The organism is Nonomuraea sp. NPDC059007 (assembly GCF_042740555.1).
GTDB lineage: Bacteria > Actinomycetota > Actinomycetes > Streptosporangiales > Streptosporangiaceae > Nonomuraea.
Genome location: NZ_JBHYJD010000037.1, coordinates 39,505 through 63,087, shown reverse-complemented (window position 1 = coordinate 63,087; position 23,583 = coordinate 39,505). Strand labels below are relative to the sequence as shown.

The 23,583-nt window shown below is 71.6% G+C and carries 24 protein-coding genes; 11 read left to right on the top strand and 13 right to left on the bottom strand.

Annotated features, from left to right (window positions below; all coding sequences use genetic code 11):
- Positions 1-706, top strand: a 706-nt coding sequence (locus ACFWY5_RS41795) for an ATP-binding domain-containing protein (RefSeq protein WP_379638160.1), incomplete at its 5' end; no start/stop codon positions are given.
- A 2-nt stretch (positions 707-708) separates the two neighbouring features.
- On the opposite strand, the gene ACFWY5_RS41790 is transcribed toward ACFWY5_RS41795, so the two are convergent.
- Positions 709-1,146: a MarR family winged helix-turn-helix transcriptional regulator gene (locus tag ACFWY5_RS41790; protein ID WP_379627401.1), complete on the bottom strand. Its 438-nt coding sequence runs from the start codon at positions 1,144-1,146 to the stop codon at positions 709-711.
- A 103-nt stretch (positions 1,147-1,249) separates the two neighbouring features.
- On the opposite strand from ACFWY5_RS41790, the gene ACFWY5_RS41785 reads away from it, so the two are divergent.
- A complete protein-coding gene (locus ACFWY5_RS41785) occupies positions 1,250-4,495 on the top strand; it encodes an efflux RND transporter permease subunit (protein WP_379638159.1) in 3,246 nt (1,081 codons plus the stop codon).
- Between the two features lie 111 nt (positions 4,496-4,606).
- On the opposite strand, the gene ACFWY5_RS41780 is transcribed toward ACFWY5_RS41785, so the two are convergent.
- Positions 4,607-5,185, bottom strand: a complete 579-nt coding sequence (locus ACFWY5_RS41780) for a hypothetical protein (RefSeq protein WP_379638158.1) — start codon at positions 5,183-5,185, stop codon at positions 4,607-4,609.
- Between the two features lie 186 nt (positions 5,186-5,371).
- Here ACFWY5_RS41780 and purB point away from each other — a divergent pair, with 186 nt between their 5' ends.
- Together purB and ACFWY5_RS41770 are read left to right on the top strand one after the other, a co-directional pair.
- The gene (gene purB / locus ACFWY5_RS41775; RefSeq protein WP_379638157.1) at positions 5,372-6,799 is read left to right on the top strand and encodes an adenylosuccinate lyase; all 1,428 of its coding nucleotides are present in this window, start codon (positions 5,372-5,374) and stop codon (positions 6,797-6,799) included.
- Positions 6,796-7,539 carry a GNAT family N-acetyltransferase gene (locus ACFWY5_RS41770; RefSeq protein ID WP_379638156.1) on the top strand — a complete coding sequence of 248 codons (744 nt, stop codon included), beginning with the start codon at positions 6,796-6,798 and terminating at the stop codon, positions 7,537-7,539. Before purB ends, ACFWY5_RS41770 begins: the two co-directional genes overlap by 4 nt.
- A 322-nt stretch (positions 7,540-7,861) precedes the next feature.
- Here the strand turns inward: ACFWY5_RS41770 and ACFWY5_RS41765 are convergent, their stop codons facing one another.
- On the bottom strand, positions 7,862-9,094 hold the full coding sequence (locus ACFWY5_RS41765) for an isochorismate synthase MenF (protein WP_379638155.1): 1,233 nt from the start codon (positions 9,092-9,094) through the stop codon (positions 7,862-7,864).
- A 183-nt stretch (positions 9,095-9,277) separates the two neighbouring features.
- On the opposite strand from ACFWY5_RS41765, the gene ACFWY5_RS41760 reads away from it, so the two are divergent.
- Positions 9,278-10,069 carry a GDSL-type esterase/lipase family protein gene (locus tag ACFWY5_RS41760; RefSeq protein WP_379638154.1) on the top strand — a complete coding sequence of 264 codons (792 nt, stop codon included), beginning with the start codon at positions 9,278-9,280 and terminating at the stop codon, positions 10,067-10,069.
- On the opposite strand, the gene ACFWY5_RS41755 is transcribed toward ACFWY5_RS41760, so the two are convergent.
- Positions 10,066-10,773 (bottom strand): HNH endonuclease family protein, encoded by a 708-nt coding sequence (locus ACFWY5_RS41755; RefSeq protein WP_379624257.1) that lies wholly within the window; start codon positions 10,771-10,773, stop codon positions 10,066-10,068. The two genes, ACFWY5_RS41760 and ACFWY5_RS41755, sit on opposite strands and share 4 nt — an antisense overlap.
- 75 nt (positions 10,774-10,848) lie before the next feature.
- Here ACFWY5_RS41755 and ACFWY5_RS41750 point away from each other — a divergent pair, with 75 nt between their 5' ends.
- The 3 genes from ACFWY5_RS41750 (at position 10,849) to ACFWY5_RS41740 (ending at position 12,573) form a co-directional block, all read left to right on the top strand.
- The gene (locus ACFWY5_RS41750; protein WP_379624259.1) at positions 10,849-11,223 is read left to right on the top strand and encodes a fluoride efflux transporter FluC; all 375 of its coding nucleotides are present in this window, start codon (positions 10,849-10,851) and stop codon (positions 11,221-11,223) included.
- Entirely contained in the window at positions 11,220-11,600 is a 381-nt protein-coding gene (locus ACFWY5_RS41745) for a fluoride efflux transporter FluC (protein ID WP_379624261.1), read from the top strand. The genes ACFWY5_RS41750 and ACFWY5_RS41745 overlap by 4 nt, the downstream gene beginning before the upstream one ends.
- Positions 11,601-11,661: 61 nt before the next feature.
- The gene (locus ACFWY5_RS41740; protein ID WP_379638153.1) at positions 11,662-12,573 is read left to right on the top strand and encodes a S1C family serine protease; all 912 of its coding nucleotides are present in this window, start codon (positions 11,662-11,664) and stop codon (positions 12,571-12,573) included.
- A 37-nt stretch (positions 12,574-12,610) separates the two neighbouring features.
- On the opposite strand, the gene ACFWY5_RS41735 is transcribed toward ACFWY5_RS41740, so the two are convergent.
- The 4 genes from ACFWY5_RS41735 to ACFWY5_RS41720 form a co-directional block, all read right to left on the bottom strand.
- The gene (locus ACFWY5_RS41735; protein WP_379624265.1) at positions 12,611-13,882 is read right to left on the bottom strand and encodes a glycosyltransferase family 4 protein; all 1,272 of its coding nucleotides are present in this window, start codon (positions 13,880-13,882) and stop codon (positions 12,611-12,613) included.
- Positions 13,883-14,032: 150 nt separating this feature from the next.
- Positions 14,033-17,131, bottom strand: coding sequence for a S41 family peptidase (locus ACFWY5_RS41730; protein WP_379638152.1), 3,099 nt, complete (start codon positions 17,129-17,131; stop codon positions 14,033-14,035).
- A 69-nt stretch (positions 17,132-17,200) separates the two neighbouring features.
- Positions 17,201-17,326 (bottom strand): hypothetical protein, encoded by a 126-nt coding sequence (locus ACFWY5_RS41725; RefSeq protein ID WP_379624270.1) that lies wholly within the window; start codon positions 17,324-17,326, stop codon positions 17,201-17,203.
- A gap of 121 nt (positions 17,327-17,447) precedes the next feature.
- Positions 17,448-17,714 carry a DUF3040 domain-containing protein gene (locus ACFWY5_RS41720; protein WP_379624272.1) on the bottom strand — a complete coding sequence of 89 codons (267 nt, stop codon included), beginning with the start codon at positions 17,712-17,714 and terminating at the stop codon, positions 17,448-17,450.
- Between the two features lie 132 nt (positions 17,715-17,846).
- Between ACFWY5_RS41720 and ACFWY5_RS41715 the strand changes: the two genes are divergently transcribed.
- Entirely contained in the window at positions 17,847-18,881 is a 1,035-nt protein-coding gene (locus tag ACFWY5_RS41715; protein WP_379638151.1) for an Rv2578c family radical SAM protein, read from the top strand.
- On the opposite strand, the gene ACFWY5_RS41710 is transcribed toward ACFWY5_RS41715, so the two are convergent.
- Positions 18,882-19,820 carry an AraC family transcriptional regulator gene (locus tag ACFWY5_RS41710; protein WP_379638150.1) on the bottom strand — a complete coding sequence of 313 codons (939 nt, stop codon included), beginning with the start codon at positions 19,818-19,820 and terminating at the stop codon, positions 18,882-18,884. It lies immediately after the preceding gene.
- 71 nt (positions 19,821-19,891) lie between these two features.
- On the opposite strand from ACFWY5_RS41710, the gene ACFWY5_RS41705 reads away from it, so the two are divergent.
- Both ACFWY5_RS41705 and ACFWY5_RS41700 read left to right on the top strand, forming a co-directional pair.
- Positions 19,892-20,728 carry an SDR family oxidoreductase gene (locus ACFWY5_RS41705; protein ID WP_379638149.1) on the top strand — a complete coding sequence of 279 codons (837 nt, stop codon included), beginning with the start codon at positions 19,892-19,894 and terminating at the stop codon, positions 20,726-20,728.
- On the top strand, positions 20,725-21,096 hold the full coding sequence (locus tag ACFWY5_RS41700) for a DUF4440 domain-containing protein (RefSeq protein WP_379638148.1): 372 nt from the start codon (positions 20,725-20,727) through the stop codon (positions 21,094-21,096). The genes ACFWY5_RS41705 and ACFWY5_RS41700 overlap by 4 nt, the downstream gene beginning before the upstream one ends.
- Before the next feature lie 52 nt (positions 21,097-21,148).
- Here the strand turns inward: ACFWY5_RS41700 and ACFWY5_RS41695 are convergent, their stop codons facing one another.
- The 4 genes from ACFWY5_RS41695 to ACFWY5_RS41680 are packed head-to-tail and all read right to left on the bottom strand — an operon-like array spanning position 21,149 to position 23,575.
- Positions 21,149-22,318 carry an RNA polymerase sigma factor gene (locus ACFWY5_RS41695; RefSeq protein ID WP_379638147.1) on the bottom strand — a complete coding sequence of 390 codons (1,170 nt, stop codon included), beginning with the start codon at positions 22,316-22,318 and terminating at the stop codon, positions 21,149-21,151.
- A complete protein-coding gene (locus ACFWY5_RS41690; protein ID WP_379624284.1) occupies positions 22,315-22,659 on the bottom strand; it encodes a YciI family protein in 345 nt (114 codons plus the stop codon). Before ACFWY5_RS41690 ends, ACFWY5_RS41695 begins: the two co-directional genes overlap by 4 nt.
- Positions 22,656-22,988, bottom strand: a complete 333-nt coding sequence (locus ACFWY5_RS41685; protein ID WP_379624286.1) for a YciI family protein — start codon at positions 22,986-22,988, stop codon at positions 22,656-22,658. The genes ACFWY5_RS41690 and ACFWY5_RS41685 overlap by 4 nt, the downstream gene beginning before the upstream one ends.
- Positions 22,989-22,999: 11 nt before the next feature.
- Positions 23,000-23,575, bottom strand: coding sequence for a hypothetical protein (locus ACFWY5_RS41680; protein ID WP_379638146.1), 576 nt, complete (start codon positions 23,573-23,575; stop codon positions 23,000-23,002).
- Between the last annotated feature and the right edge of the window lie 8 nt (positions 23,576-23,583).

Genomic DNA, 23,583 nt, shown 5'->3' with positions numbered 1-23,583 from the left:
CCACCCCGCGGGGCGGGGGCGGCGCCGGCCCGAGGGGGCCGCCGCCGACCGCGCGTGGGCCTACGGCCACGTGATCGTGGACGAGGCGCAGGAGTTGTCGGCGATGGCGTGGCGGCTGGTCATGCGCCGGGTCCCGGCGCGTTCGCTGACCGTGGTGGGCGACGTGGCGCAGACCGGCTCGGCGGCCGGGGCGCGCACGTGGGCGCAGATGCTCGACCCGTACCTGGAGGGCCGGTGGCGGGAGGAGCGGCTGCTGGTCAACTACCGGACGCCGGTGGAGATCATGCGGCTGGCCGCCGACGTGCTGCTGGAGATCGACCCCGGCCACGAGCCGCCGGAGTCGGTGCGTGAGGGCGGCGCCGAGCCCAGGGCGGTGGCGGGCGGGCCCGAGGTGCTGCCCGGCCTGGTGGCGGCCGAGCTGGCGGAGATCGGGGAGGGGCGGGCCGGGGTGATCGTCTCCGACGCGGAGCACGCGCGGGTGGCGGCGTTGTTCCCGGGCGGCGACGACCTCGACGCGCCGGTGGCGGTGCTGACGGTGACGCAGGCCAAGGGGCTGGAGTTCGACACGGTGGTGGTGGTCGATCCGGCGGGGATGAGCGGGCGTGACCTGTATGTGGCGGTGACGCGGGCGACGCGGCGGCTGACGGTGGTGCACGAAGGGCCGCTGCCGAGGGCGCTGGCCCGGCTGGAGTCCGCTCCGGCGTAGCTTCAGAGGCAGCGGGCCACTTCGTGGATCTTCTCGGTGACCTCGGCGAGGGTCTTCAGGGTGTCGAGGTCGAGGCGTTCCATGATGCGGCGGAAGTGGCCGAGGCCGGCGTCGTTGATCTGCTCGATCAGCTCGCGGCCCGCCTCGGTCAGGCGGATGCGGCGTACCCGCCGGTCGTGGGGGTCCTCGTAGCGGCTGACCAGGCCGTGGGCGACGAGGCGGTCGACGATGCCGGTGACCGTACCGAGGCCGACGCCGAGGTTGTGCGCGAGGTCCTGACCGGAGGCCGAGCCGTGGAAGGACACGATCATGACGACCTTGAGCTGGCGCAGGGTCAGGTTGCTGTCGAAGAGGGGCGATCGATCTTGGGTGAGGAATCGCCCCAGGTCACGCTGAGTCTCGGTGATCCGGCGGATCAGTTCGGCGCGTTCGTCGTCCACTCTCACCCCTTGCTTCCTGAGAAGGTTATCAGGAAGTCCACTGCTCGTTAAATATTCGTGCAAGGCGAAGTGTTAGTCTGGGGCGAACTCTGAAGGGACCCCCATGACCGCTCTCGCCCGGTTGAGCCTTGTCAACCGCAGCCTTGTGATCTTGGTCGCGATCGTGCTCAGCGCGTTCGGCGCATTCACGATTCCGCAGTTGAAGCAGCAGTTGCTGCCCTCTTTGGCCTTCCCCGGCGCGTTCGTGGTCGCTCCTTATCCGGGCGCCTCGCCGGAGATCGTGGAGGATCAGGTCACCAAGCCCATCGAGGACTCCTTCAAGGGCATCGAAGGCATGGAGCAGATCACCTCCACCTCGAAGGAGGGTCTGGCGCAGATCCAGGTGGCCTTCGCTTTCGGCACCGACATCGAGGCCTCGCTCAACAAGATGCAGACGGCGGTCAGCCGCATTCAGTCGCAGTTGCCGGACAACGTCGATCCGCAGGTCGTGGCGGGCAACACCGACGACATCCCGGTGATGGTGCTGTCGGTGGGCGACGGCGGCGACCCCCGGGGGATGGCCGAGAAGCTGCGCACGATCATGGTGCCGGAGTTGCAGGCGGTCGAGGGCGTACGCGAGGCGTCGGTCACCGGCACCCGCGACGAGGTGGTCACCATCACGCCCGACGCCAAGAAGATGGCCAAGGCGGGCGTGTCGGCGGCGCAGATCCCCGAGGTGCTGAAGGCCAACGGCACGCCGATCCCGGCCGGCTCGCTGACCGACGACGGCAAGTCGCTGTCGGTTCAGGTGGGTGCCCGGGTCGACTCGCTGAACAAGCTCAAGGACCTCTACCTCACCCCGGCCCAGCCCCAGGCGCAGCCGCAGAACCCGGCCCAGGCCCGTCCGCAGGGCCAGCCGCAGGGTCAGCCCCAGGCGCAGCCGCAGGGCCGCCCGCAGACCGGTCAGATCCCGGCGCAGGCGATCCCGACGCCGAAGCCGCTCAAGCCGGTCAAGCTCGGCTCCGTGGCCACGGTCGAGCGCGGCCTGGCCGAGGCGAGCACGATCACCCGTACCGACGGCCACACCAGCCTCGGCGTGTCGGTGACGATGTCGCCCGACGGCAACGCAGTGACCATCTCCGACGAGATCCGCGAGAAGCTGCCCGAGCTGACCAAGTCGCTGGGCGACTCCTCGAACACGGCGGTCGAGGTGGTCTTCGACCAGGCCCCCTACGTCCAGGAGTCGATCAAGAGCCTGACCACCGAGGGCCTGCTGGGCCTGGCCTTCGCCGTGCTGGTCATCCTGGTCTTCCTGCTGTCGGTGCGCTCGACGCTGGTGACCGCCGTCTCGATCCCGCTGTCGGTCGTCATCGCGCTGATCGCGCTCTGGGCGGGCGACTACTCGCTCAACATGCTCACCCTCGGCGCGCTCACGATCGCCGTCGGCCGCGTGGTCGACGACTCGATCGTGGTGCTGGAGAACATCAAACGCCATCTCGCGTACGGCGAGGCCAAACTCCAAGCCATCCTGACCGCGGTCCGCGAGGTGTCCGGCGCGGTCACGGCCTCGACGCTCACCACGGTGGCGGTGTTCGCGCCGATCGCGGTCGTCGGCGGCATGGTCGGCGAACTGTTCGGCCCGTTCTCGGTCACGGTGGCCGTCGCCCTGCTGGCCTCGCTGGTGGTGTCGCTGACCGTGGTGCCGGTGCTGGCGTACTGGTTCCTGAAGACGCCGAAGCTCACGCCCGAGCAGGCGCGCGCCTACCGGGAGAAGGCCGAGGCGAAGGAACTGCGCAGCCCGCTGCAGCGCATGTACCTGCCGGTGCTGCGCTTCGCGACCCGCTTCCGGGTGGTGACGCTGCTCATCGGCGTGGCCGTGTTCGTGGGCACGATGGGCCTGGCCGGGCAGATGCGGACGAACTTCCTGGACTCCTCCGGGCAGAACACGATCTCGATCAGCCAGAAGATGCCGGTCGGCACCGACCTGAAGACCACCGACGCGGCGGCCAAGAAGGTGGAGGACTCGCTGTCCGGGCTGGACGGCGTGGAGTCCTACCAGGTCAACGTGGGCGGCGGCAACCAGATGCAGGGTGGCGTCGGCGGTGGCGCCGACCGGGCCTCGTACTCGGTGACGCTGAAGGAGGACGTCGACACGGTCGCGGTGGAGCAGCGCATCCGCGAGCGGCTGGAAGGACTGAGCGGCGTCGGCGAGGTGAAGGTCGGCGCGCAGAGCGGCGGGTTCTCCTCCGACTCCATCGACGTGATCGTCCAGGCGCCGGAGGCGGAGTCGCTGCGCACGGCGTCCGAGGCGGTCAAGGCCGCGATGTCCGAGGTGCCGGGTCTGCGTGACGTCTCCTCGAACCTGGAGGCCAGCGCGCCGCGCGTCGAAGTACGGGTGGACCGGGAGAAGGCGGCCGAGAAGGGCCTGTCGGAGGCCCAGGTGGGCCAGGCCGTGGCGCAGGCCTTCCGCGGCGCCCCGCTGGGCGAGGTCACGCTCGACGGCCGCTCCTCCGACCTGGTGCTGCGCGGCGACGACGCGCCCGCCGACATCAAGGAGATCGAGAAGCTGAAGCTGCCGACCGCGGCGGGCCTGGTGAAGCTGTCGTCGGTGGCCGACGTCGAAGAGGTGGCGGGGCCCACGCAGGTCTCGCGCATCGACGGCGAGCGCTCGGCGACGATCTCCGCCAAGGCGGCCGGCAGCGACCTGGGCAGCGTGACGCAGACGCTGACGACGAAGCTGGACGGCGTGGCCCTGGGCGCCGGCGCCTCCTACACCATCGGCGGCGTCTCGGCCGACCAGGCGGAGGCGTTCTCGGACCTGGGCATCGCGATGCTCGCGGCGATCGCGATCGTCTTCATGATCATGGTGGCGACGTTCCGCTCGTTCATCCAGCCGCTGATCCTGCTGGTGTCGATCCCGTTCGCGGCGACGGGCGCGATCGGCCTGCTGGTGGCCACGGACACGGCGCTGGGCGTGCCGGCGCTGATCGGCATGCTGATGCTGATCGGCATCGTGGTCACGAACGCGATCGTGCTGATCGACCTGATCAACCAGTACCGCGAGCAGGGGATGGGCATCGTCGAGGCGGTCGTCGAAGGCGGTCGGCGCAGGCTGCGGCCGATCCTGATGACCGCGGTGGCCACGATCTGCGCCCTGACCCCGATGGCACTGGGCGTGACCGGATCGGGCGGGTTCATCTCGCAGCCGCTGGCGATCGTGGTCATCGGCGGCCTGATCTCCTCGACCCTGCTGACCCTGGTGCTGGTGCCGACCCTGTACACGATGGTCGAGCGTACGAAGGACCGCCTGCGCCGCAAGCCCGCGGCCGAGGTGGAGGAAGAGCCGAAGGTCCTGGCCTCGGCACCCTGATCCGGGGGGTTTGAGCGCGCTGCGGCGGGCGGGCGTGGTGCCCCGCCCGCCGCAGCGCCTTTTCACCCCGCCACGCCGAAAGGAACCTCTCTGAATGCGGGCCGTACGGCCCTACAGCATGGGGACGGCCTTTTGCGTGGCCCTGTCCATGATCTGCCGCCCATTCAGGGGGCTCTTCAGATCAAAGCGGAGCTCGCGCCGGTATCCCACGGCGAATGTGGTGATCCCTTCTTCCCAGGGGAAGAGTGGTTCGCACTCATCACGAGTCTCTATGCCGATCACCACCTGCCCGCGGGTCTCGGAAAGCTGTTGGTTGGTGACCACCTGGCACGAGGTTCCATCGGGGTCGGGGCGGTTGGTGAGAATCGTCGCTGTTATCGTGCGACCATCCGGAGCTACAACGGCGGACTCGATCGGATACCAGCGCGCCTGCCCGCCACATCCCCCGGAGAATGCCATGCAGATCACTCCTACCGTGATCCCCAACACGCGGGTCGCATTGTCCGCCACTACCTGCTCCCGATCGAGTCGGCCTTCGGCCTGGACGTGGCCTTCAGGCTCATCGAGCCTGTCCAGATCCGCCGGCGTGCTGTCAACGCACCCCACCCTGCCGCACTTTGCGCGCGCCGGAGCCCGGTTCGGGCGCGGACGGGTCACCGCGGCATGACCGGGCCCCTGCTGCTCCATCATGTCCCGTCGGCCCGGGGCCTCATCGACGACGACTTCGCCGCCCTCGATCGCTGGCTACGAGCCAACTGATCCTCACGATGCGCCTGGCCTCGGGGCCGCGATCCGGGGGCTGGCGGCTCTTCTCCCTGGTACGGCCGGCCGGGGCGGCGTGCCTTGGGCGGTGGGCGCACCATAGACTCATGGAACGTGACTAAGCCGCGTATCCCCAATGTCCTGGCCGCCCGCTACGCCTCCCCTGAGCTGGCGCGTCTGTGGTCTCCCGAGCACAAGGTCGTCGCCGAGCGGCGGTTGTGGCTGGCGGTGCTGCGGGCGCAGGCGGAGCTGGGCGTGGCGGTGCCCGAGGGCGCGGTCGCCGACTACGAGAAGGTGGTCGAGGACGTCGATCTGGCCTCGATCGCCGAGCGGGAGCGGGTCAGCCGGCACGACGTGAAGGCGCGTATCGAGGAGTTCAACGCGCTGGCCGGGCACGAGCAGGTCCACAAGGGGATGACCTCGCGCGACCTGACCGAGAACGTCGAGCAGCTCCAGATCCGCGACAGCCTGCTGCTGGTGCGCGAGCGCACGGTGGCGCTGCTGGCCCGGCTGGCGACGCTGGCCGAGGAGCATGAGGCCACGGTGATGGCCGGCCGTTCCCACAACGTGGCGGCGCAGGCGACGACGCTGGGCAAGCGGTTCGCGAGCGCGGCCGACGAGCTGCTGGTGGCGTACACGCGGCTGGAGGAGCTGATCGCCCGCTACCCGCTGCGCGGGATCAAGGGCCCGGTCGGCACCGCCCAGGACATGCTGGACCTGCTGGGCGGCGACCGCGAGAAGCTGGCCGAACTGGAGAACCGGGTCGCCGCGCACCTGGGCTTCGAGCGGCGGTTCACCTCGGTGGGGCAGGTGTATCCGCGCTCGCTGGACTACGACGTGGTCACCGCGCTGGTGCAGCTGGCCGGGGCGCCGTCGTCGCTGGCCAAGACGATCCGGCTGATGGCCGGGCACGAGCTGGTGACCGAGGGCTTCAAGGAGGGCCAGGTCGGCTCGTCGGCGATGCCGCACAAGATGAACACGCGCTCGTGCGAGCGGGTCAACGGGCTCACCGTGATCCTGCGCGGATACGCCTCGATGGTGGGCGAGCTGGCGGGCGACCAGTGGAACGAGGGCGACGTCTCGTGCTCGGTCGTGCGCCGCGTGGCGTTGCCGGACGCGTTCTTCGCCTTCGACGGGCTGGTGGAGACGATGCTGACGGTGCTGGACGAGTTCGGCGCCTTCCCCGCGGTGATCGCCGCCGAGCTGGACCGCTACCTGCCGTTCCTGGCGACGACGAAGATGCTGATGGCGGCGGTGCGGGCCGGGGTCGGCAGGGAGCAGGCGCACGAGCTGATCAAGGAGCACGCGGTGGCGGCGGCGCTGGCGATGCGCTCGCGCGGCGCCGCCAACGAGCTCCTGGACCGCCTGGCCGCCGACGAGCGCTTCCCGCTGGACCGCGCGGCCCTGGACGCGCTCCTGGCCGACCGCGTCTCCTTCACCGGCGCCGCGGCCGACCAGGTGGAGTCGGTCTCCCAGCGCGTGGGCCACGTGGTCTCGGCCCACCCGGAGGCGGCGGCGTACCGGCCGGGTTCGATTCTGTGATCCACGAGCTCACCGCTCCGGCGCAGGTCCGGGCCGCGTGCGGCGGCGACGACCTGCTGATGTGGGCGGCCCAGGGTCTCGGGCCCGGCGCGCGGGCGTGGTCACTGGGCGACGCGGTGGTGACCGCCGCACCGGACCTCGCCCGCCGCGCCCGCCTGGCAGTTTCCGGCAGTACGGCGAGCGCCGTCCCGCTGGTCCGCCACGCCCTGGCGGAACTGGGCCCGGCCTACCGCCCGCTGGGCGACACGCGCACGATCGCCGAGGTGGCGGCGAAGGTCGACGGGATGGAGGTGGCGGGCGAATTCTCCTGGATGAGCCTGCTTCGCGAGCCGGCCGTCCCGGTTCCGGCCGACAGCCTTGAGGTGGGCTGGCTGCCCGGCGAGACGTCCCCGGAGGTGACGGCGCTGCTGGCGGCCTTCGCCCCGGAGTCCTACGCGGTGCCCGGCGCCGCCGGGGTGAGGCGGTGGGCGGGCCTGCGGGCGGAAGGCAGGCTGGCCGCGGTGGCGGCGGACGCGTGGAGCGCGCCGGACGTGGGCTTATTGGCCGGGGTCGCGACCGCGGGGCCGTTCCGCGGAAAGGGCTTGGGCGAGCGGGTGTGCCGGTGGGTGTCACGGGAACTGGTGCACGCTTATGGCCGGGCGGCACTGATGGTCGACGACGACAATGGACCGGCCCTGGGCGTCTACACCCGAATCGGCTACACCCGCCGCAGAATCGCGGCAGCCGGCATCACCCCCTAGCCTCAACCACCACCCACAACACCCCAACCCCGCAGCGCCAGCACCCCGGCATCTGAGCACCCCAGGCATCCGCGGCACTCGGCACCCGCCATCCCGGCACTCGGGCACCCCGGCATCCGGGCAACCCGACCTCCGGTATCCGGGCGAAAAGGGGTTGGGACGGCGGGGGGTTTCGGTGGGGATTTCCCGTTCGGGTGGCTGACGGGCGCCGTTGCGGCGCCCGGCCCGTCCGACGTGAGAAGCGATCCCCCCGACCTGCGCGCGCCGACGTCGGCGGGTGGCGTGGGGGGGTGGCGGAGCCGTAAAGGATAGAAAAGGGGATTTAGGGTCCTTCGAGGGCATACTGCATGACGCGAAATTTCGCCTGGGCCTCGGCGAGTTCGAGGGCGGGGTCGCTGGTGGACATGATGCCGCCGCCGGCGAACAGGCGGGCGCGGCGGCCGCTGATCTGGGCCGAGCGCAGGGCGATGCCCCACTCGCCGTCGCCGTGGGCGTCGATCCAGCCCACCGGACCCGCGTAGCCGGCGCGGTCCATGCCCTCGAGTTCGCGGATCACGTCGATGGCGGTGTCGGTGGGGGTGCCGCCGACGGCGGCCGTGGGGTGCATGGCGGCCACCACGTCCAGGACGGAGGCGCCGTCGGCCAGGCGGCCGGTCACGTGGCTGGCCAGGTGCTGGACGTTGGGCAGGACGAGGAGTTCCGGCTCGTCGGGGGTCTGCAGGGCAGAGCAGAGCGGGGCCAGCGTGTCGCGGACGCTGGCGATCGCGCACTCGTGCTCGTGCCGGTCCTTGGCGCTGGCCAGCAGCGCGGCGCCGCGGGAGAGGTCGTCGGAGGGGCTGGTGCCGCGCGGGGTGGTGCCGGCCAGGACCAGGGATTCGATCTCCTGGCCGGTGCGCCGGATGAGGAGTTCCGGCGTGGCGCCGACCATGCCGGCCACGGAGAAGGTGTAGCAGTCGGGGTAGCGGGTGGCCAGGCGCCCCAGCAGCAGCCGGATGTCGATGGCGCGTTCGGCGGTGGCCAGCAGGTCTCGGGCCAGGACGACCTTCTCGAGTTCGCCGTCGCGGATGCGCTGGGCGGCGCGGGCGACGATGGCCTCCCATTCGGGTGCGGTGAGGCTGCCGTCGCCGTAGCTGATGCGGCCGGGGGTGCGGATCGGGCTGAAGCGTTCGAGGGGGGCGTCGCCGATCGTGGTGAGCCACGCGTGGCCGTCGCGGCGGGCCAGGATCGCCTGCGGGACGACGAGGACGGAGCCGGGGGAGTCCTCGTCGAAGGTGAAGGTGCCGAACGCCACCGGCCCGGTGCCGGGGGTGCCCACGTCGTCGCGGACGGCGGCGTGGCCGAAGACGTCGGTGAGCCACTCGCGGGCCCACGCGAAGCGCCCGGCGCCGGGCGGGACGGCCACGCGGGCGGCTTCCCCCCAGCCGACCAGTCCTTCTCCATGCCGGATCCACGCATAGGGCGCGGTCTTCGGCAGGGATTGCAGCAGGTCGCCGGGGTCGCCTACCGAGGTGGTGCGAACCGGCAGAGGGCGGGTGATTCCGAGCGCGACACTCACTCAAGACACTCTATGCGGGAACTGAACACGTTCGACTCCCGGCCCCGTGAATGACCGGTTACGGACCATGAACACGAAAATTTTCGCGTGTTGCGGATCGGGCGTGTCAAGCGGCGATGCGAAGTGGGTGTGGTGCGGGCCGTTCGCCTGGCCGGGAGGCAAGGGTCGATCTACCTTGTGTCCATGATCACGCCTTTGGCCGCGGTCGCGGTGCTGGTGTCTGGGTCGATCGTCGCTCCGGTTCCGCAGGTCATGGCGGCGCTGGGAGATTCGATCACGTCGGGGTTCAACGCGTGCGGGTGGTACGTCTCGTGCACGTCGCGTTCGTGGGCGGCGGGCAAGGACCGCTCGGTCGGCAGTCATTTCACCCGGCTGGGGATGAAGGACGGCAATCTCAACTTCGCGGTGCCGGGCTCGACGAGCGCCGATCTCCGCGCTCAGGTGGACAAGGCGGTGGCGGCGAAGGCGGAATATGTGACGATTCTCATCGGCGCGCAGGACGTGTGCGCGGGCACCGAGAAGACGATGACGCCGGTGCCGGTGTTCGAGCGGCGGGTGTCGGAGTCGCTGTCGGCGTTGCGGGCGGGGCTGCCGGGGGCGCGGGTGTTCGTAGCCTCGATTCCGGACCTGCGGCGGCTGTGGCAGGCGGGCAAGGACAACCCGATCGCGCGCACGTTCTGGACGCTGGGGCGGATCTGCCGGCCGATGCTGGCCGCGCCGGACTCGGCCAAGCGCAAGGACGCGCAGCGGCGGGCGCGGGTGCGGGAGCGGGTGGTGGACTTCAACCGGGTGCTGGAGCGGGCCTGCGCCGGTTACGGTCCCAACTGCCGCAGCGACGGCGGGGCGGTGTTCTCCTTCCCGTACACGCTGGATCACATCAGCAAGTGGGACTTCTTCCATCCGAACGCGGCGGGGCAGCGGGCGCTGGCCGAGCAGACGTTCAAGCACGGCTTCGACTGGACGGACGCGCGCTAACGGCATTGGGCGAGCATGGTCTGCTTGTCGGCGCGGGTGACGGGGACGTCGTACTTGACGGCGACCTGGGCGAAGCGGGTGACGTACGCGCAGCGGATACGGCGCTGGGGCGGCAGCCAGGCGGCGGGCCCCGATCCGTCCTTCTCCTCGTTGGCCCGGCCGTCGACGGGCAGGAGGTTGAGGGGGTCGTTGGCGAAGTCGAGGCGCTTGGACTTCGGCCAGGACTTGGCGGCCATGCGCCAGCCGTAGGACAGGGGGACGACGTGGTCGACCTGGATCTCGTCGGCGTCGGAGACGCGCCAGTCGATGTCGCGGCCGGTGTAGGGGTCGGTCAGGGTTAACGACAGGACGGTGCAGCCGGCCCGGACGACGTCGCGGCCGTCGCGGGCCAGCAGGTCGTCGCGGGTGCGGCAGCCGTTGCCGGCGTAGGGGACGCCGGTGGCGGAGTCGGCCCAGTTGCCGCCGTAGTTGGTGCGCTGGTAGCCGGTGCTGGAGCCACGGTCCTTGACGCGCAGACGGGAGATGAGAGCACGGGCGTCCTGTTTGTCGGCTTGGCTGGTGAGGGGCGCCAGGCTCGGACCGGTGCCGGTGGTGTTGGCCAGGGGGCTGGTGGCGGTGCCCGCCTGGGTGCGGTTCGTGGTGCCGAGCAAGGAAACGATCATTACGCCGCCGGCGAGGAGGGCGACCGCGTCCCGTGTGCTCAAGGAGCCTCCGTAGGCTTGGCCTCTTCTCGGTGAATTCCCATGATCGCCTGCTTTGACACGATGAAGGAGGGTGTTGTGGGGCAGTGGCAGGTCCTCGGCGCGGTCTCGGCGGGCGGGGTGGCGGGGTCGCTGGCCCGGTTCGGGCTGCAGACGTGGTGGCCGTCGGTGTGGGCGACCCTGGTGATCAACGTGTCGGGCTGCCTGCTGATCGGGATGCTCATGGTGGCGGTGCCGCGGATGCACCGGCTGGCGCGGCCGTTCCTGGGGGTCGGGGTTCTGGGGGGTTTCACGACGTTCTCGGGTTATGTGGTGGATGTGCGGTTCCTGGCGGGGGAGGGGCCGTTCTGGCTCGCGCTCGTCTACCTCGTGGCGACGATGGCGGGCGCCGTCGTGGCGACCTGGTCCGGGGTACGGCTCGCGCGCCTGCTGGCCCGGCGGTGGGCCGGATGAACGTGCTGCTGGTGGCGATCGGGGCGGCGGTGGGCGCGCCGATGCGGTTCCTGCTGGACCGGGCGGTCCAGGGCTGGGTGGCGGCGCGCGGCCGGGCGGGCTCGGTGACGTTACCCTGGGGAACGCTCGTGGTGAACGTGATCGGTTCGGCGGTGCTGGGGTTCCTGGTGGCCCGGCCCACCGGTGAGGGGCTGATGGCGCTGGCGGGCACCGGGTTGTGCGGGGCGCTGAGCACCTATTCGACGCTGGGATATGAGACGCTGCGGCTGGCGGAGGGCGGCGCGGGGCCGGCGGCGGCGGGCAACGCGGTGCTCAGCGTGGCGGCCGGGCTGGGCGCCGCCGCGGCCGGTGCGGCCCTCGCGAACGCCTGGTCGTGAAGACGCGCGCCCGGTCGTGACGAGTTAGCGTGTAATCCTGTAAGCAATGAAGGAGCGCGCGATGGCGGATCCCCTCGACGCCTACTCTCAAGTGGTCTCCTCCGTCGCCGCGGAGCTGCTGCCCAAGGTGGCCGGCGTACGGGCGGGACGCAACAGCGGCTCGGCGGTGGTGTTCACCTCCGACGGTTTCCTGCTCACCAACGCGCACGTGGTCGGCTCCTCGCGGGCCGGCACGGTGGCCTTCGCCGACGGCACGGTGGAGGAGTTCGCCGTGGTCGGCCGTGACCCGCTGTCGGACCTCGCGGTGATCAGGGCGCAGGGGCCCACGCCCGAGCCCGCGGTCCTGGGCGACAGCGACAAGCTCGTGGTCGGGCAGCTCGTCGTGGCGGTCGGCAACCCGCTCGGGCTGGCCGGGTCGCTGACGGCCGGCGTGGTCTCGGGGCTGGGCCGTTCGCTGCCGGCGCGGGCCGGCTCCGCGGTACGGATGATCGAGGACGTCATCCAGACCGATGCCGCCCTGAACCCGGGCAACTCCGGCGGCGCCCTGGCCGACTCGCGGGCCCGGGTGGTGGGCGTGAACACCGCGGTGGCCGGGATGGGGGTGGGGCTGGCCGTACCCATGAACAGCACGACGCGCTCGATCATCGCGGCCCTCATCCGCGACGGGCGGGTACGGCGGGCCTTCCTCGGCCTGGTGACCTCGCCGGCCCCGCTGCCGGAGCCGCTGCGCAGGCGCACGGGGCAGGCGGCGGCGCTGCGGGTGGTGGAGGTGGTGGCCGGTTCGCCCGCCGAGCGGGCCGGGCTGCGGGGCGGCGACCTGGTGCTGAGCGCGGGCCGTACCCCGGTGGGCGACGCGCAGAGCCTGCAGCGGCTGATGTTCGCCGACGCCATCGGCCGCCCGCTGCCGATCACCGTCTACCGCAACGGCGCGCTCGTGGACGTGATCGCCGAGCCGCTGGAGCTGACCGTCTGACCGGCCGTCTCCAGGAGGGGCGGCCGGTCGGACGGGACTATCCGACGGGCTTGGGCACGTAGGTGCCGTTGCGGCGGGCCAGCAGTTCTTCCAGCAGGTCGTCCCAGATGCGGCCGACCGCGTCCACGTCGTAGGTGCGGGCGGTCTCCAGGGCGCCCGCGGCCAGGGAACGGCGCAGCTGCTCGTCCTCGATGACGCGCAGGATCGAGGCGGCGAGGTTGTCGTTGGTGCGGGGCTTGACCAGCAGCCCGTCGACCTCGTCGCTGATCATCTCCTTGGGGCCGTGGGGGCTGTTGAAACTGACGATGGCAAGACCCTTGGCCATGGCCTCCAGGATCGTCATCGGGAAGCCCTCGTGGCGCGAGCTCAGCACGAAGATCGAGGCCTTCTCCAGCTCGGCGCCGACGTCCTGGGTGGGTCCCGGCAGCTCGACCTTGTCCTCCAGGCCCGCCTCGGCGATCTGGGTCCGCAGGTTGTCGAGCTGGGGCCCGTCGCCGAAGATGCGCAGCTTCCAGTCGGGATGGGCCTTGGCGATCTGCTCCCACGCGGTGATGAGGCGGTGGAAGCCCTTGAGCCGGGTGATGCGGCCGACCGCGATGACGAGCTTGGCGTCGAGCTTGGCCTGGTCGCCGGTCATGGGCGGCACCGCGTTCGGGATGCGCACCAGGCGCCTGGGCCGCTTCGGCAGGGTGTTGCGATAGTCGCGCAGGTCGGCCTTGGTGAGGGTGACCAGGGCGTCGAAGCGGCGGTAGCGCCACTTGATGAGCTCCTGCAGGGCCTCGGGCTTGGCGTTGAGCCCGACGTGCTCCTGCGCGACGGTGATCACGTTGGGGTTGGCGAGCTGCGCCATGGCCAGGTTGAGTCCGGGGCGGGTGCCCATGAGGACGCCGGTGTCGAGCGAGCGGATGTAGCGGGCCAGCTGCAGGTCCGTCCAGGCGTTGAAGCGGTGGGCGGCCGACTCCCCCTCGGGGATCAGGCGGCTGGGCAGCTTCGACAGCATCGCGCGTACGCCGCGGCGCGGCTTGAGCCGGTCGTCGAGGAAGCGGAACTTCACGCGTTCGTCGACCGGGAAGAACGGCCGCTCGGCCTCCTTGAGGATGGAGACGATCTCCACGTCGCGCCCGGTGGCGGCCAGGTAGCTGGCCAGGTTGAACACCGTTCTGATCGTGCCGCCCATGCCGTTGGCGTGCAGGAGCAGGATGCGGATCGTGCCGATGGAGGGAGGCGGCGCGTTGCGTTGCCTGCGCCGGTTGTATCCCCTGTACAGCCGGGCGGCCGCGGCCTTCCCTTTGCGTGCCAGTGCGCGCACCTTGTCCTTGTCCCCTCGTCCGGTGTCATGACACACGTGGCCGGTGACGGAATGTTCCCGCCACCGGCTCCAGGATCTACGTAGCCGGGGCAGCACCGATGTCCCCGTGGCACTGCCCCTTCTATGACCTTTTAGACGCTGTTCACCCCGTCAAGGTTGCACGCGAGATGCGGGTGTGTGCGGGGGTTTGCGTTCGAGCAGGTCAAGGGCGGTGTCGATCGCCTTCTCCAGTTGGGTGTCGATTCCGGCCGCGTAGTCCTGCGGGGTGATGTCGACCTCGATGTCGGGGTCGGTGCCGTAGTTCTCCACTTTCCAGCCGACGTCGTCGAAGGCGAAGGAGAACTCCGGCTGGGTGGTGACGGTGCCGTCGGCCAGCCGGTGGCGCGGCCAGATGCCGACGACGCCGCCCCAGGTGCGCTTGCCGATGAGCGGGCCGAGGCCGAGGAGCTTGAAGGTGTGGCTGAAGATGTCGCCGTCGGAGGCGGCCCACTCGTTGGTGATGGCGACCAGCGGGCCGCGCGGGGACTCGGCCGGATAGGGCTCGGGGTGGCCCCAGCGCGGATAGTCGTAGCCCAGGCGGCGCCGGGCCAGCTTCTCCAGCAGCAGGGCTGAGACGCTGCCGCCGCCGTTGAAGCGGACGTCCACGACGAGGGCGTGCCGGTCGTACTCGGCCAGGAAGCCGCGGTGGAACTCGGCGAACCCGGTGGTGCTCATGTCGGGGATGTGCAGGTAGCCGATGCGGCCGCCCGAGCGCTGGTGGCAGCGGGCCCGGTTGAGGTTGACCCAGTCGCGGTAGCGGGCGGGCCCCTCGTCGGCGATGGCCCTGACGGTGGCGGTGAAGGTGTCCTCGCCGCGGCGCAGCGTGAGCTCGACCTCCTGGTCGGCCTGGCTGACCAGGCGTTCGTTCGGGGTGGTCTCGGCGCCGATGGGGTGCCCGTTGATCGCCAGTACGGCGTCGCCCGGCCGTACGTCGAGGCCCATGCGGTTGAGCGGCGAGGTGGCCTCCGGATCCCAGGGGTCGCCGGTGACGATGGCGCCGATGTGGTAGACGCCGTCGCGGTAGTCCCAGTCGACGCCCAGCTTGCCCTGGCTGTAGTCGGGACCCGGGCGGTACTCGCCGCCGCTCTCGTAGGCGTGGCTGGTGGCGAGCTCGCCGTGCAGCTCCCACAGCAGGTCGGAGAACTCGCCCCGGGTGCTGACGCGTTCGACGAGGGGCAGGTAGCGTTCGTAGACGGCCTGCCAGTCGACGCCGGACATGTCGGCGGTCCAGAAGTTCTCCCGCTGCAGCCGCCAGGCCTCGCGGAACATCTGCCGCCATTCGTGCTCCGGCCAGACCGAGACCTTGACGCGGGCCAGGTCGATCCAGCCGCTCTCCCGGCTGGGCGGGTCGTCGTCGTGCTCGGGGACCTCTCCGGCCTTGACCACGCGGAGCCGGGCGCCGGCGCGGTAGAGCAGCGTCTTGTGGTCGCGGGCGAGTTCGAGGTCGGTGACGTCCTCCGCGAACGTCTCGTTCTTGGCCTTGGCGAAGTCGTACAGATGCAGGACGGGCTCGCCCTCCAGCGGGCTGGACAGGATGAGCGCCTTGCCGTGCAGGGCGGCGATGCGCTCGTACCGGCCTTCGGGCAGCGGGAAGGCGGTGACCCGATGGATCAGGCCCTCGGCGTCGACCTGGAGGGGTGTGGGGTCCTCCTCCTCGTTCTCCTCCTTGTCCTTGGTCTCCAGCGGGCGGGGCTGGGGGACGAAGGGGTCGGGCGCGTCGCGCCGCAGGGCGATGGCGTACGGGCGGGTGCCGAGCGGGAAGCCGAGATCGAACTGGAGCTGGTCCCAGACCGGGGAGAAGGTGCGCTGGCCGATGAAGTAGAGGTAGCGGCCCTCCGGGTCGAAGCAGGGGGCGCCGTCCTCCAGGATGGGCTCGCTGGCCTGGACGATGCGGCCCGACTCCGGATGGTGGAGCTTGATGGCGGTGGTCTGGGCGTTGAGCGGGCTGGCGTAGGCGAGCCAGGTGCCGTCGGCCGACCAGGCGGGGTCGTGCGGGCTCGCGTGGGGGTTGGCCTCGACCAGCGTCGCCTGGCCGGTGCCGAGGTCGAGGAGGTGGAGCTCGCCCCGGTGGTTGGTGACGGCCACGCGGTCGTGGGCGGGGTCGGGGACGAGTTCGTTGATGCGGCCGAGCTCGGCCAGTTCGGTGGCGGAGCCGGGGCCGAGGAGCGTGACGGTCTCGTCGCCGTCGGCGCCGCTGGCCGCGGCGACCAGCCGCTCGCCGTCGTTGAGCCAGGTCAGGTGGCGGTAGCGGACGCCGTGAGGCGCGCCGTGCTGGCGGACCGGGCCCTCCCAGGCGGCCATGGTGTACGCCTTGCCGCGGGTGGTGAGGGCCAGGGTGGTGCCGTCGGGGCCGAGGGTGGCGCTGTCGAGGTAGTCGGCGGCCTCGACGAAGCGGCGGTTGCGCTGGGTGCGGGAGGAGGCCAGGCGCACGTCGATCTTCCGCGCGTGGTCGGCGCCGGGCGGGAGGAGGTAGAGGTCGGCGCCGGCGTGGTAGACGAGGTGGAGGCCGTCGCTGGTGAGGTTGCGGGCGTAGTAGTCGCTGTGGTGGGTGTGGCGCTGGAGGTCCTCGCCCGTGGGGGTGCAGGAGTAGACGTTGCCGGTGCCCTCGTGGTCGGACAGGAAGTAGACGCGCTCGCCGCTCCAGCAGGGTGCGGCGAGGTTGCCGGGCAGCTTGATGAGGCGGCGGAAGTCGCCGTGGCCGTCGGGGTCGATCCACAGGTCGCCGGCGGTGCCGCCCCGGTAGCGCTTCCAGCGGGCGGGGTCGGCGGTGTTGCGGCCAAGGACGATCATGTGGTGCGGGCCGTAGGCGATGGAGTTGGCGGGGCCGTACGGCAGGCGTTGCGGGACCCCGCCCGGGGCGACCCGGTGGAGCCATTTGCGGCCCTCGAAGGGCTGGCCGGCGTCGCTGGCGTACAGGATGCGGTCGTCGTGGTCCCAGCCGGTGACGGTGCAGCGGGCGCCGTGGTAGGTCAGGCGGGTCGCGGCGCCGCCCTCGGCGGGCATGACGTAGACCTCTTCCGGGCCTTCCTCGCGGCCGACGAAGGCGAGCTGGTCGCCGCGCGGGGAGATGCGGGGGTATCCGGCCTCGGCCAGCCCGGCGGTGAGCCGGAACGCGCGCCCGCCCTGGGCGGAGACCATCCAGAGGTCGTCCTCGGCGGCGAAGACCACGACGTCCTGGAAGATGGCGGGAAAGCGCAGGTAGGCGGGCATCGTCTCTCCGTGGTCAGACAGCCGGGACGTGGTGTCCCGGCTGTCTGATCCTTTCAGTGCCGATGCCTCTTATGCTTCTTCCACCGGCTTGCGCGTTTCCTGGCGCTTGGCGGCCTTGGCCTGCCTGGTGGCCTTGATGGTGGCCTTCTTGGCCTTGCCGGACTTGGCGGCGGGTTTCTTGCGTTGCTCTGCCATTGCTCTGTTCCCCCGATGTACTCGCGACGTATGTGCGATGCCTGATACGACATCAACGCCGTTAATACCCACTTGCTCCATAAATCCGACATTTCGCCTGTGGGGGGCGCGTACGCCTGGATCAGAACGCCAGGGCGGCGGCCTCGTTGCGGAGCACGAGGATGAGCAGGGTGGCCACGAGCGTGGCGATGAGCAGCCAGCTGATCATGATGATGATCGTGGAACGGCGCGGACGGCGGCGGGGGACCGACTCCGCGTTGGCCCTGGCCTCGCTGCGCCGGGCTCGCTCGTTGAACGACTCCAGGCGCGCGACGAGCCGCGGGTCCTCGTCGACGAGGTGGCGCTCGATCTGGGCCAGCAACCTCTCCTCGTCCTGCGACCAGGCCATGGTGCACCTCCGGAACGCAAGCTCTGTTCCGACTTTCTGCCCAACCATGAAGATCATTAGCCGTGATCTTGCCCAGTAATTGTGCGCTCTTTTCCTTTGCGATCACAGTCGAACTTCTGTTCTAATCATGGCATGCGCTGGGACAACCTGCGGCTCACCGGGGCCGACGACCGTGATCCTGCGGTGCCGCTGTTCGCCGAGGAGGCGGTGACGCGGAGATTCGACACGCCCGAATTCCGGGGGATGACCTTCTTCGAGGTGCGCGCCCGCTCGATCATCAGCCGCGTGCCCGCCACGAGCCGCATGTCCTTCCAGCACACGATCAACCCCTACCGGGGCTGCTCCCACGCCTGCCGCTACTGCTTCGCCCGCAACACCCACACCTACCTCGATCTGGACGCGGGCCTCGACTTCGACTCCAACGTCGTGGTGAAGGTCAACGCCGCCGAGCTGACCCGTCGCGAACTGGCCGCGCCCCGCTGGCAGGGCGGGCACGTGGCGATGGGCACCAACGTCGACTGCTACCAGCGGGCCGAGGGCCGGTATCAGCTGATGCGGGGGATTCTGGAGGCGCTGCGGGACGCGGCCAACCCGTTCTCCATCCTCACCAAGGGCACGCTCATCCTGCGCGACCTCGACCTGCTGACCGAGGCGGCGCAGGTGACCGACGTGTCCGTCAACGTGTCGGTGGGCTTCGTCGACGAGCGGGCCTGGCGCACCGTGGAGCCCGGCACCCCGCACCCCGAACGCCGCCTGGCCGCCTGCGCCCGCCTCAACGCCGCCGGGATCCGCTGCGGAGTCCTGATGGCACCGGTCCTGCCGTATCTGACCGACTCCCCGGCCGAGCTGGAACGCACCGTCGAGGCCATCGCCGCCTCAGGCGCGGTGCACGTGACGCCGCTGGTGCTGCATCTGCGGCCGGGGGCCAGGGAGTGGTACCTGGGATGGCTGGCCAGGGAACACCCGCGCCTGGTGCCGCGCTACCTGGAGCTCTACGGCAGAGGCGCCTACGCGCCCCGCGCCTACCAGGAGCGCGTCAGCGCCCAGGTGAAGGACCTGGCCCGCCGCCACGGCATCGGCGGATCCGGCCCCGCCGGCCCCCGCCGCCTCGCCGGGCGCGCCCCCGCCAAGCCCGGACCCGCCGCCGAGCAGCTGACCCTCCTGTAGTCACGGCCGGGCGTCGGCGCGGTACTCGCCGGGCGTCAGCCCGTACCACTGACGGAAGGCCAGGTGGAAGCCGACCGGCGTGCCGTAGCCGACGCGTTCGCTGATGCGGTTGTGCGGCAGCGCGGTCTCGGACAGCAGGCGGGCGGCCTCCTGCATGCGGCGGGCGGTCAGGTGGCGCATGGGCGCCTGGCCCACCAGGCGGCGGAAGGTCGCGGCGAAGGCGGAACGGGACATGCCCGCCTCGACGGCGAGCGTCTCCACGGTCCATGGCTCGGCGAAGCGGGTCTGCACGGTGTGCAGCGCGGCGGCCACGCCCGGATGGCGCAGCGCCTCCAGGACCGCCGCGCCCGCCGGCAGCGCCGAGCCGGGGGCGTCGAGGGCGGCGCGCAACGCGAGGACGAAGACGAGTTCGAACGCGCGCAGGGCGACGAGCTGGGCGCCGGGCGCGGCGGTGTCCCACTCGCCGGCCAGCCGCTCCAGCGTCGCGCCGAGCAGCGGATGGGCCCGCAACCGCGCGCTCTCCAGCACGAACAGCGGCGGCAGCGCCTGGTAGAGGGGAGTGGCGGCGGCGCGGTCGTAGTGCAGGCCGCCGCACAGCATGACGGTCCGCGCGCCCGGCCCGTCGATCTCGACGGTGCGCACGCCGCCGGGCTGGCGTTCGGGAAGGACCCCGCTCAGCGGTACGGTGGCCCGCCCCGGCCGGTCGGCCAGCCGGTGGGCGCTGCCGTGCGGGAAGACGGCCAGATCGCCGGTGGCGAGGGTGACGGGCGGGTGGCCGGGCAGTTCGACGGTGCACGAGCCCTGGTCGACGTAGTGCAGCAGGGCGCAGTTCTCCCGCCGCCCGGCCACGCCCCAGGGCGCGCGGGCCTGCCAGCGGCTGTGGAAGACGCCGTGCAGCCGCAGCGGGGCGAGCAGGTCGCTGAGAAGATCCCCATCCACCGGACGATCCTTAAAGATTGCGAGAGTGTGCTTTATGGAGTGTATCCCGTGGGCCGGGCAGGCTGTCTCCCATGACCTTCCTTGTGATGAACGCCGCCGGCGCCCAGGGCGGCGCGGTCGCCCGCCGCCTGCTGGCCGAAGGCCTTGCCGTACGCGCCTTCACCCGGAGCGGACCGGCTCCCGAGGGGGCGCGGCCGTTCACCGGAGACCTGGCCGACGGCGCGGCGGTGAAGGCCGCCTTCGACGGCGTCACCCACGCCTCGGTGATGCTGCCCATGGTCTACGACCCCGGCACCGTGGACCTCTACGTCCGCAACGTGCGGGACGCGGCGCTGGCGGCGGGGGTGCGGCGGCTGGTGTTCAACACCGGCAACCGCCTGCCCGCCGCCCAGACCGGCGTGCCCGCCTTCGAGACCCGCCGCCGCGCCGGGGACGACCTGCGCGCGGCCGGGTTGCCGGTCGTGGAGCTGCGCCCGCCGATCTACCTCGACAACCTGGCCGCCCCCTGGGTGGCGGGACCGCTGGCCGCCGACGGCGTACTGGCCTACCCGCTGCCCGCCGACCTGCCCGTGGCCTGGCTGTCGCACGCCGACCTGGCCGCCGCCACCCACGCCGCGCTGACCCTCGACGGGCTGGAGGGCGCGATCCTGAACGTCGGCGCGGCCGAGGCCGTCACCAGCGCGGACCTGGCCGCCGCGATCGGCGCCCGCTTCCACGCCCAGGACCCCGCCGCCTTCGAGGCGGCCCTGAGCGCTCTGGCGGGCCCGGCCACCGCCGCGGCCGTCGCGGACACCTACCGCTGGGCCGCCGCCGACCGCCCGCTGCTGGCCGCCGACCCCGCCGCGCTCGACCTTCTGGGCGTACGGCCCGCCGCCCCGATCGACTGGCTCACCGGACGGTCCCGATGACGGCGCGAGAGGAGATCGTCCGCCACCACCAGGTGATCGAACGGTGGCTGTCGGGGGAGCCGGGGCAGGAGTTCGAGGAGTTCGACCGGGCCCACGCGGCCGCCTTCACCCTGACCGGGCCCGACGGCCGCACCCTGGAACGGGAGCAGGTCATGCGCCAGGTGCGCGACCTGCGCGGCGCGGTGCCCGGCCTGCGGATCGAGATCCGGGACGTGCGCGTGGTGGCCGAGGCCGGGCCGCTGCTGGTGGCCGCCTACCAGGAGTGGCAGGAGGGCGGCGCCCGTCAGTCCACGGTCGTCTTCCGGCGCGCGGGCGGGGAACTGCGCTGGCTGCACCTGCACGAGACCTGGCTGAACAACCCCGCATGATCGTCACTCGCGGCCGGGGGGATCGGTCAGGGGCGAGGGTCGGGGTGCGGGTCTAGGGGCGTAGGGCGGCGCGGCGGGACTGCAGGAACTCGCGCTCCGGCGCCGTCCCCACCAGGGCCAGCGCTTTGCCGTACTCCTCCACCGCCTCTTCCAGCCGGCCCAGCCGCCGCAGCAGCTCCGCCCTCGTCGCCGGGAGCAGGTGGTGGCGCGGCAACCGCTCCTCCAGGCTCGCCAGCAACTCCAGCCCGTCGGCGGGCCCCCGGGACTCGGCCACCGCGACGGCCCGGTTCAGGCGGACCACGGCCGACCCGGTCAGCGCCTCCAGCAGTTCGTACAGCTGGGCGATCGCGGTCCAGTCGGTGTCCTGGGGCAGGATGGCCGAGGCGTGCTCGGCGGCGATCGCCGCCTGCACCTGGTAGAGGCCCGGCGGGCCCGGCCGCAGCAGGCCCAGGGCCTCGGCGATCTCCTCGCGGTGCCAGCGCCCGCGGTCCTGCTCGGCGAGCGTCACGATGCGTCCCCGCTCGTCCAGCCGGGCATCGCGCCGCGCGTGGTGCAGCATCATCAGCGCCAGCAGCGCGCTGACCTCGCTGTCGTGCGGCATCAGCGCGGCCAGCATCCGGGCCAGCGCGATCGCCTGCGCCGCCGGCTCCGTGCGGATGAGGTCCTCGCCCTCGGCCGCCGCGTACCCCTCGGTGAAGATCAGGTACAGCACGGCCAGCACCCCGTCGCGGCGCGCCACCAGCTCCGGGCCTGACGGCACCCGGTACGGGATGCCGGCCTGGCTGATCTTCTTCTTGGCGCGGGTGATCCGGGCCGCCATCGTCGCCTCGCCGACCAGGAACAACCGGGCGATCTGCCGCGTGCCCAGCCCGCCCACGCAGCGCAGCGTCAGCGCCACCCGCGCCTCCATCGACAGCGCCGGATGGCAGCAGGTGAAGATCAGGCTGAGCAGGTCGTCGCCCGCCTGCGGCTCGTCGACCACCAGCAGCGGCAGCTTGCGGGCCGCGACCGCCATGTGGCGCAGCCGCGAGACCGCCCGCCGCCGCGCCACGGTCAGCAGCCACGCCGGCGGGTTGTCCGGCACCGGCGGCCAGGCCGGCACCGCCGCGGTGAAGGCGTCCTGCAACGACTCCTCCGCCAGGTCGAGGTCACGCAGCTCGGCGGTGAGGATGGCGAGCAGGCGCGCCCAGTGCTCGCGGTACGCCTGCTCGACGGCGTTCATCCCGAGTACTCCACCACCGGCCGCACCTCCACGGTTCGCTCCGGGCAGGCGGTCGCCAGCTCGATCGCCTCGTCGAGATCCTTGGCCTCGATGAGGTAGTAGCCGCCCAGGTGCTCGACCGTCTCCACGAACGGCCCGTCGGTGCGCAGCACCTCCCCCTCGCCCCGGCGCAGGCAGACCGCCTCGCCCGGCGCGCCCAGCTCCTCGCCTTCCAGGTAGGCGCCGCGGCCCTTGAGCATCTCGATGTAGGCGCCGTGGCGGGCGATGCCCTCCTGGATCTGCTCCGGGGTGGCGCTGGCCCATTCGGTGGCGTCGCCGTACAGCAGCAGGGCGTACTTCACGACGCGCACCTCCTGATCTCCACGTCGGACGGCATGGCCGCGGCCAGCTCGATCGCCTCGTCCAGGTCCTTGGCCTCCACGATCTGGTAGCCGGAGATCTGCTCCACGGTCTCGGCGTAGGGTCCGTCGGTGATGAGGACCTGGTCGCCGTTCTTCCTGACGGTGGTGGCGGTGGAGGAGTGGGCCAGCTCGTTGCCGCCGAGGTTCGCCCCGCGCTCGGTGAGCATCGCGGTGTAGGCGCCCCACCGGGCGTAGACGGCGGCACGCTCCTCGGGCCCCGCCTGCGCCCACGGCCTCTCATCGCCCACGACGAGCAGCACGTACTTCATGGTTTCTCCCTTCAGTCACTGCCATGACGCGCGGGCGGCGCGGAAATCGACAGCGTCCGGAGAAATTCTCGCGGATCGTCGGCGAAGAACCTGATCGAACTCGCCTCCCCGGTACGGCCCAGCGGCCGCGTCACCGTCACCGGCTCCGACAGCTCCAGCACGAGGTTGGTGCGCGAGTCGACGACCAGTTCCAGCCGCCCCTCGGCCAGGGTGACGAACCCGGAGTCGTGGATACGGCTCGCGGCCCGCGCCGAGACGATCAGTTCGCGGGGGATGCTGAGGTCGAAGGCGGCTCCTTGGCGCAGCCGTACCGTATGCTCGCCCACCACGTGCGGCCGCGAGCGCGCGGCGGCGATCATGCCGAGGTTGGCGAGCACGAAGTAGACGTGCACGACGGTCAGGATCGGCCAGCCCAGCCACAGCTCCAGCGCCACGCCCTCCACCACGATCGCGAACAGGAACAGCCACAGCGTGATCGACCCGCCCGCGTGGTAGGAAAGGGCCACCTGGCCGGGCCCGACGCCGTGGCGGCGGCCCAGCGCCCAGTAGCCGAGGCTGGCCAGGGCGCGCAGTTCGTGCGCCAGCATGCGGCGCG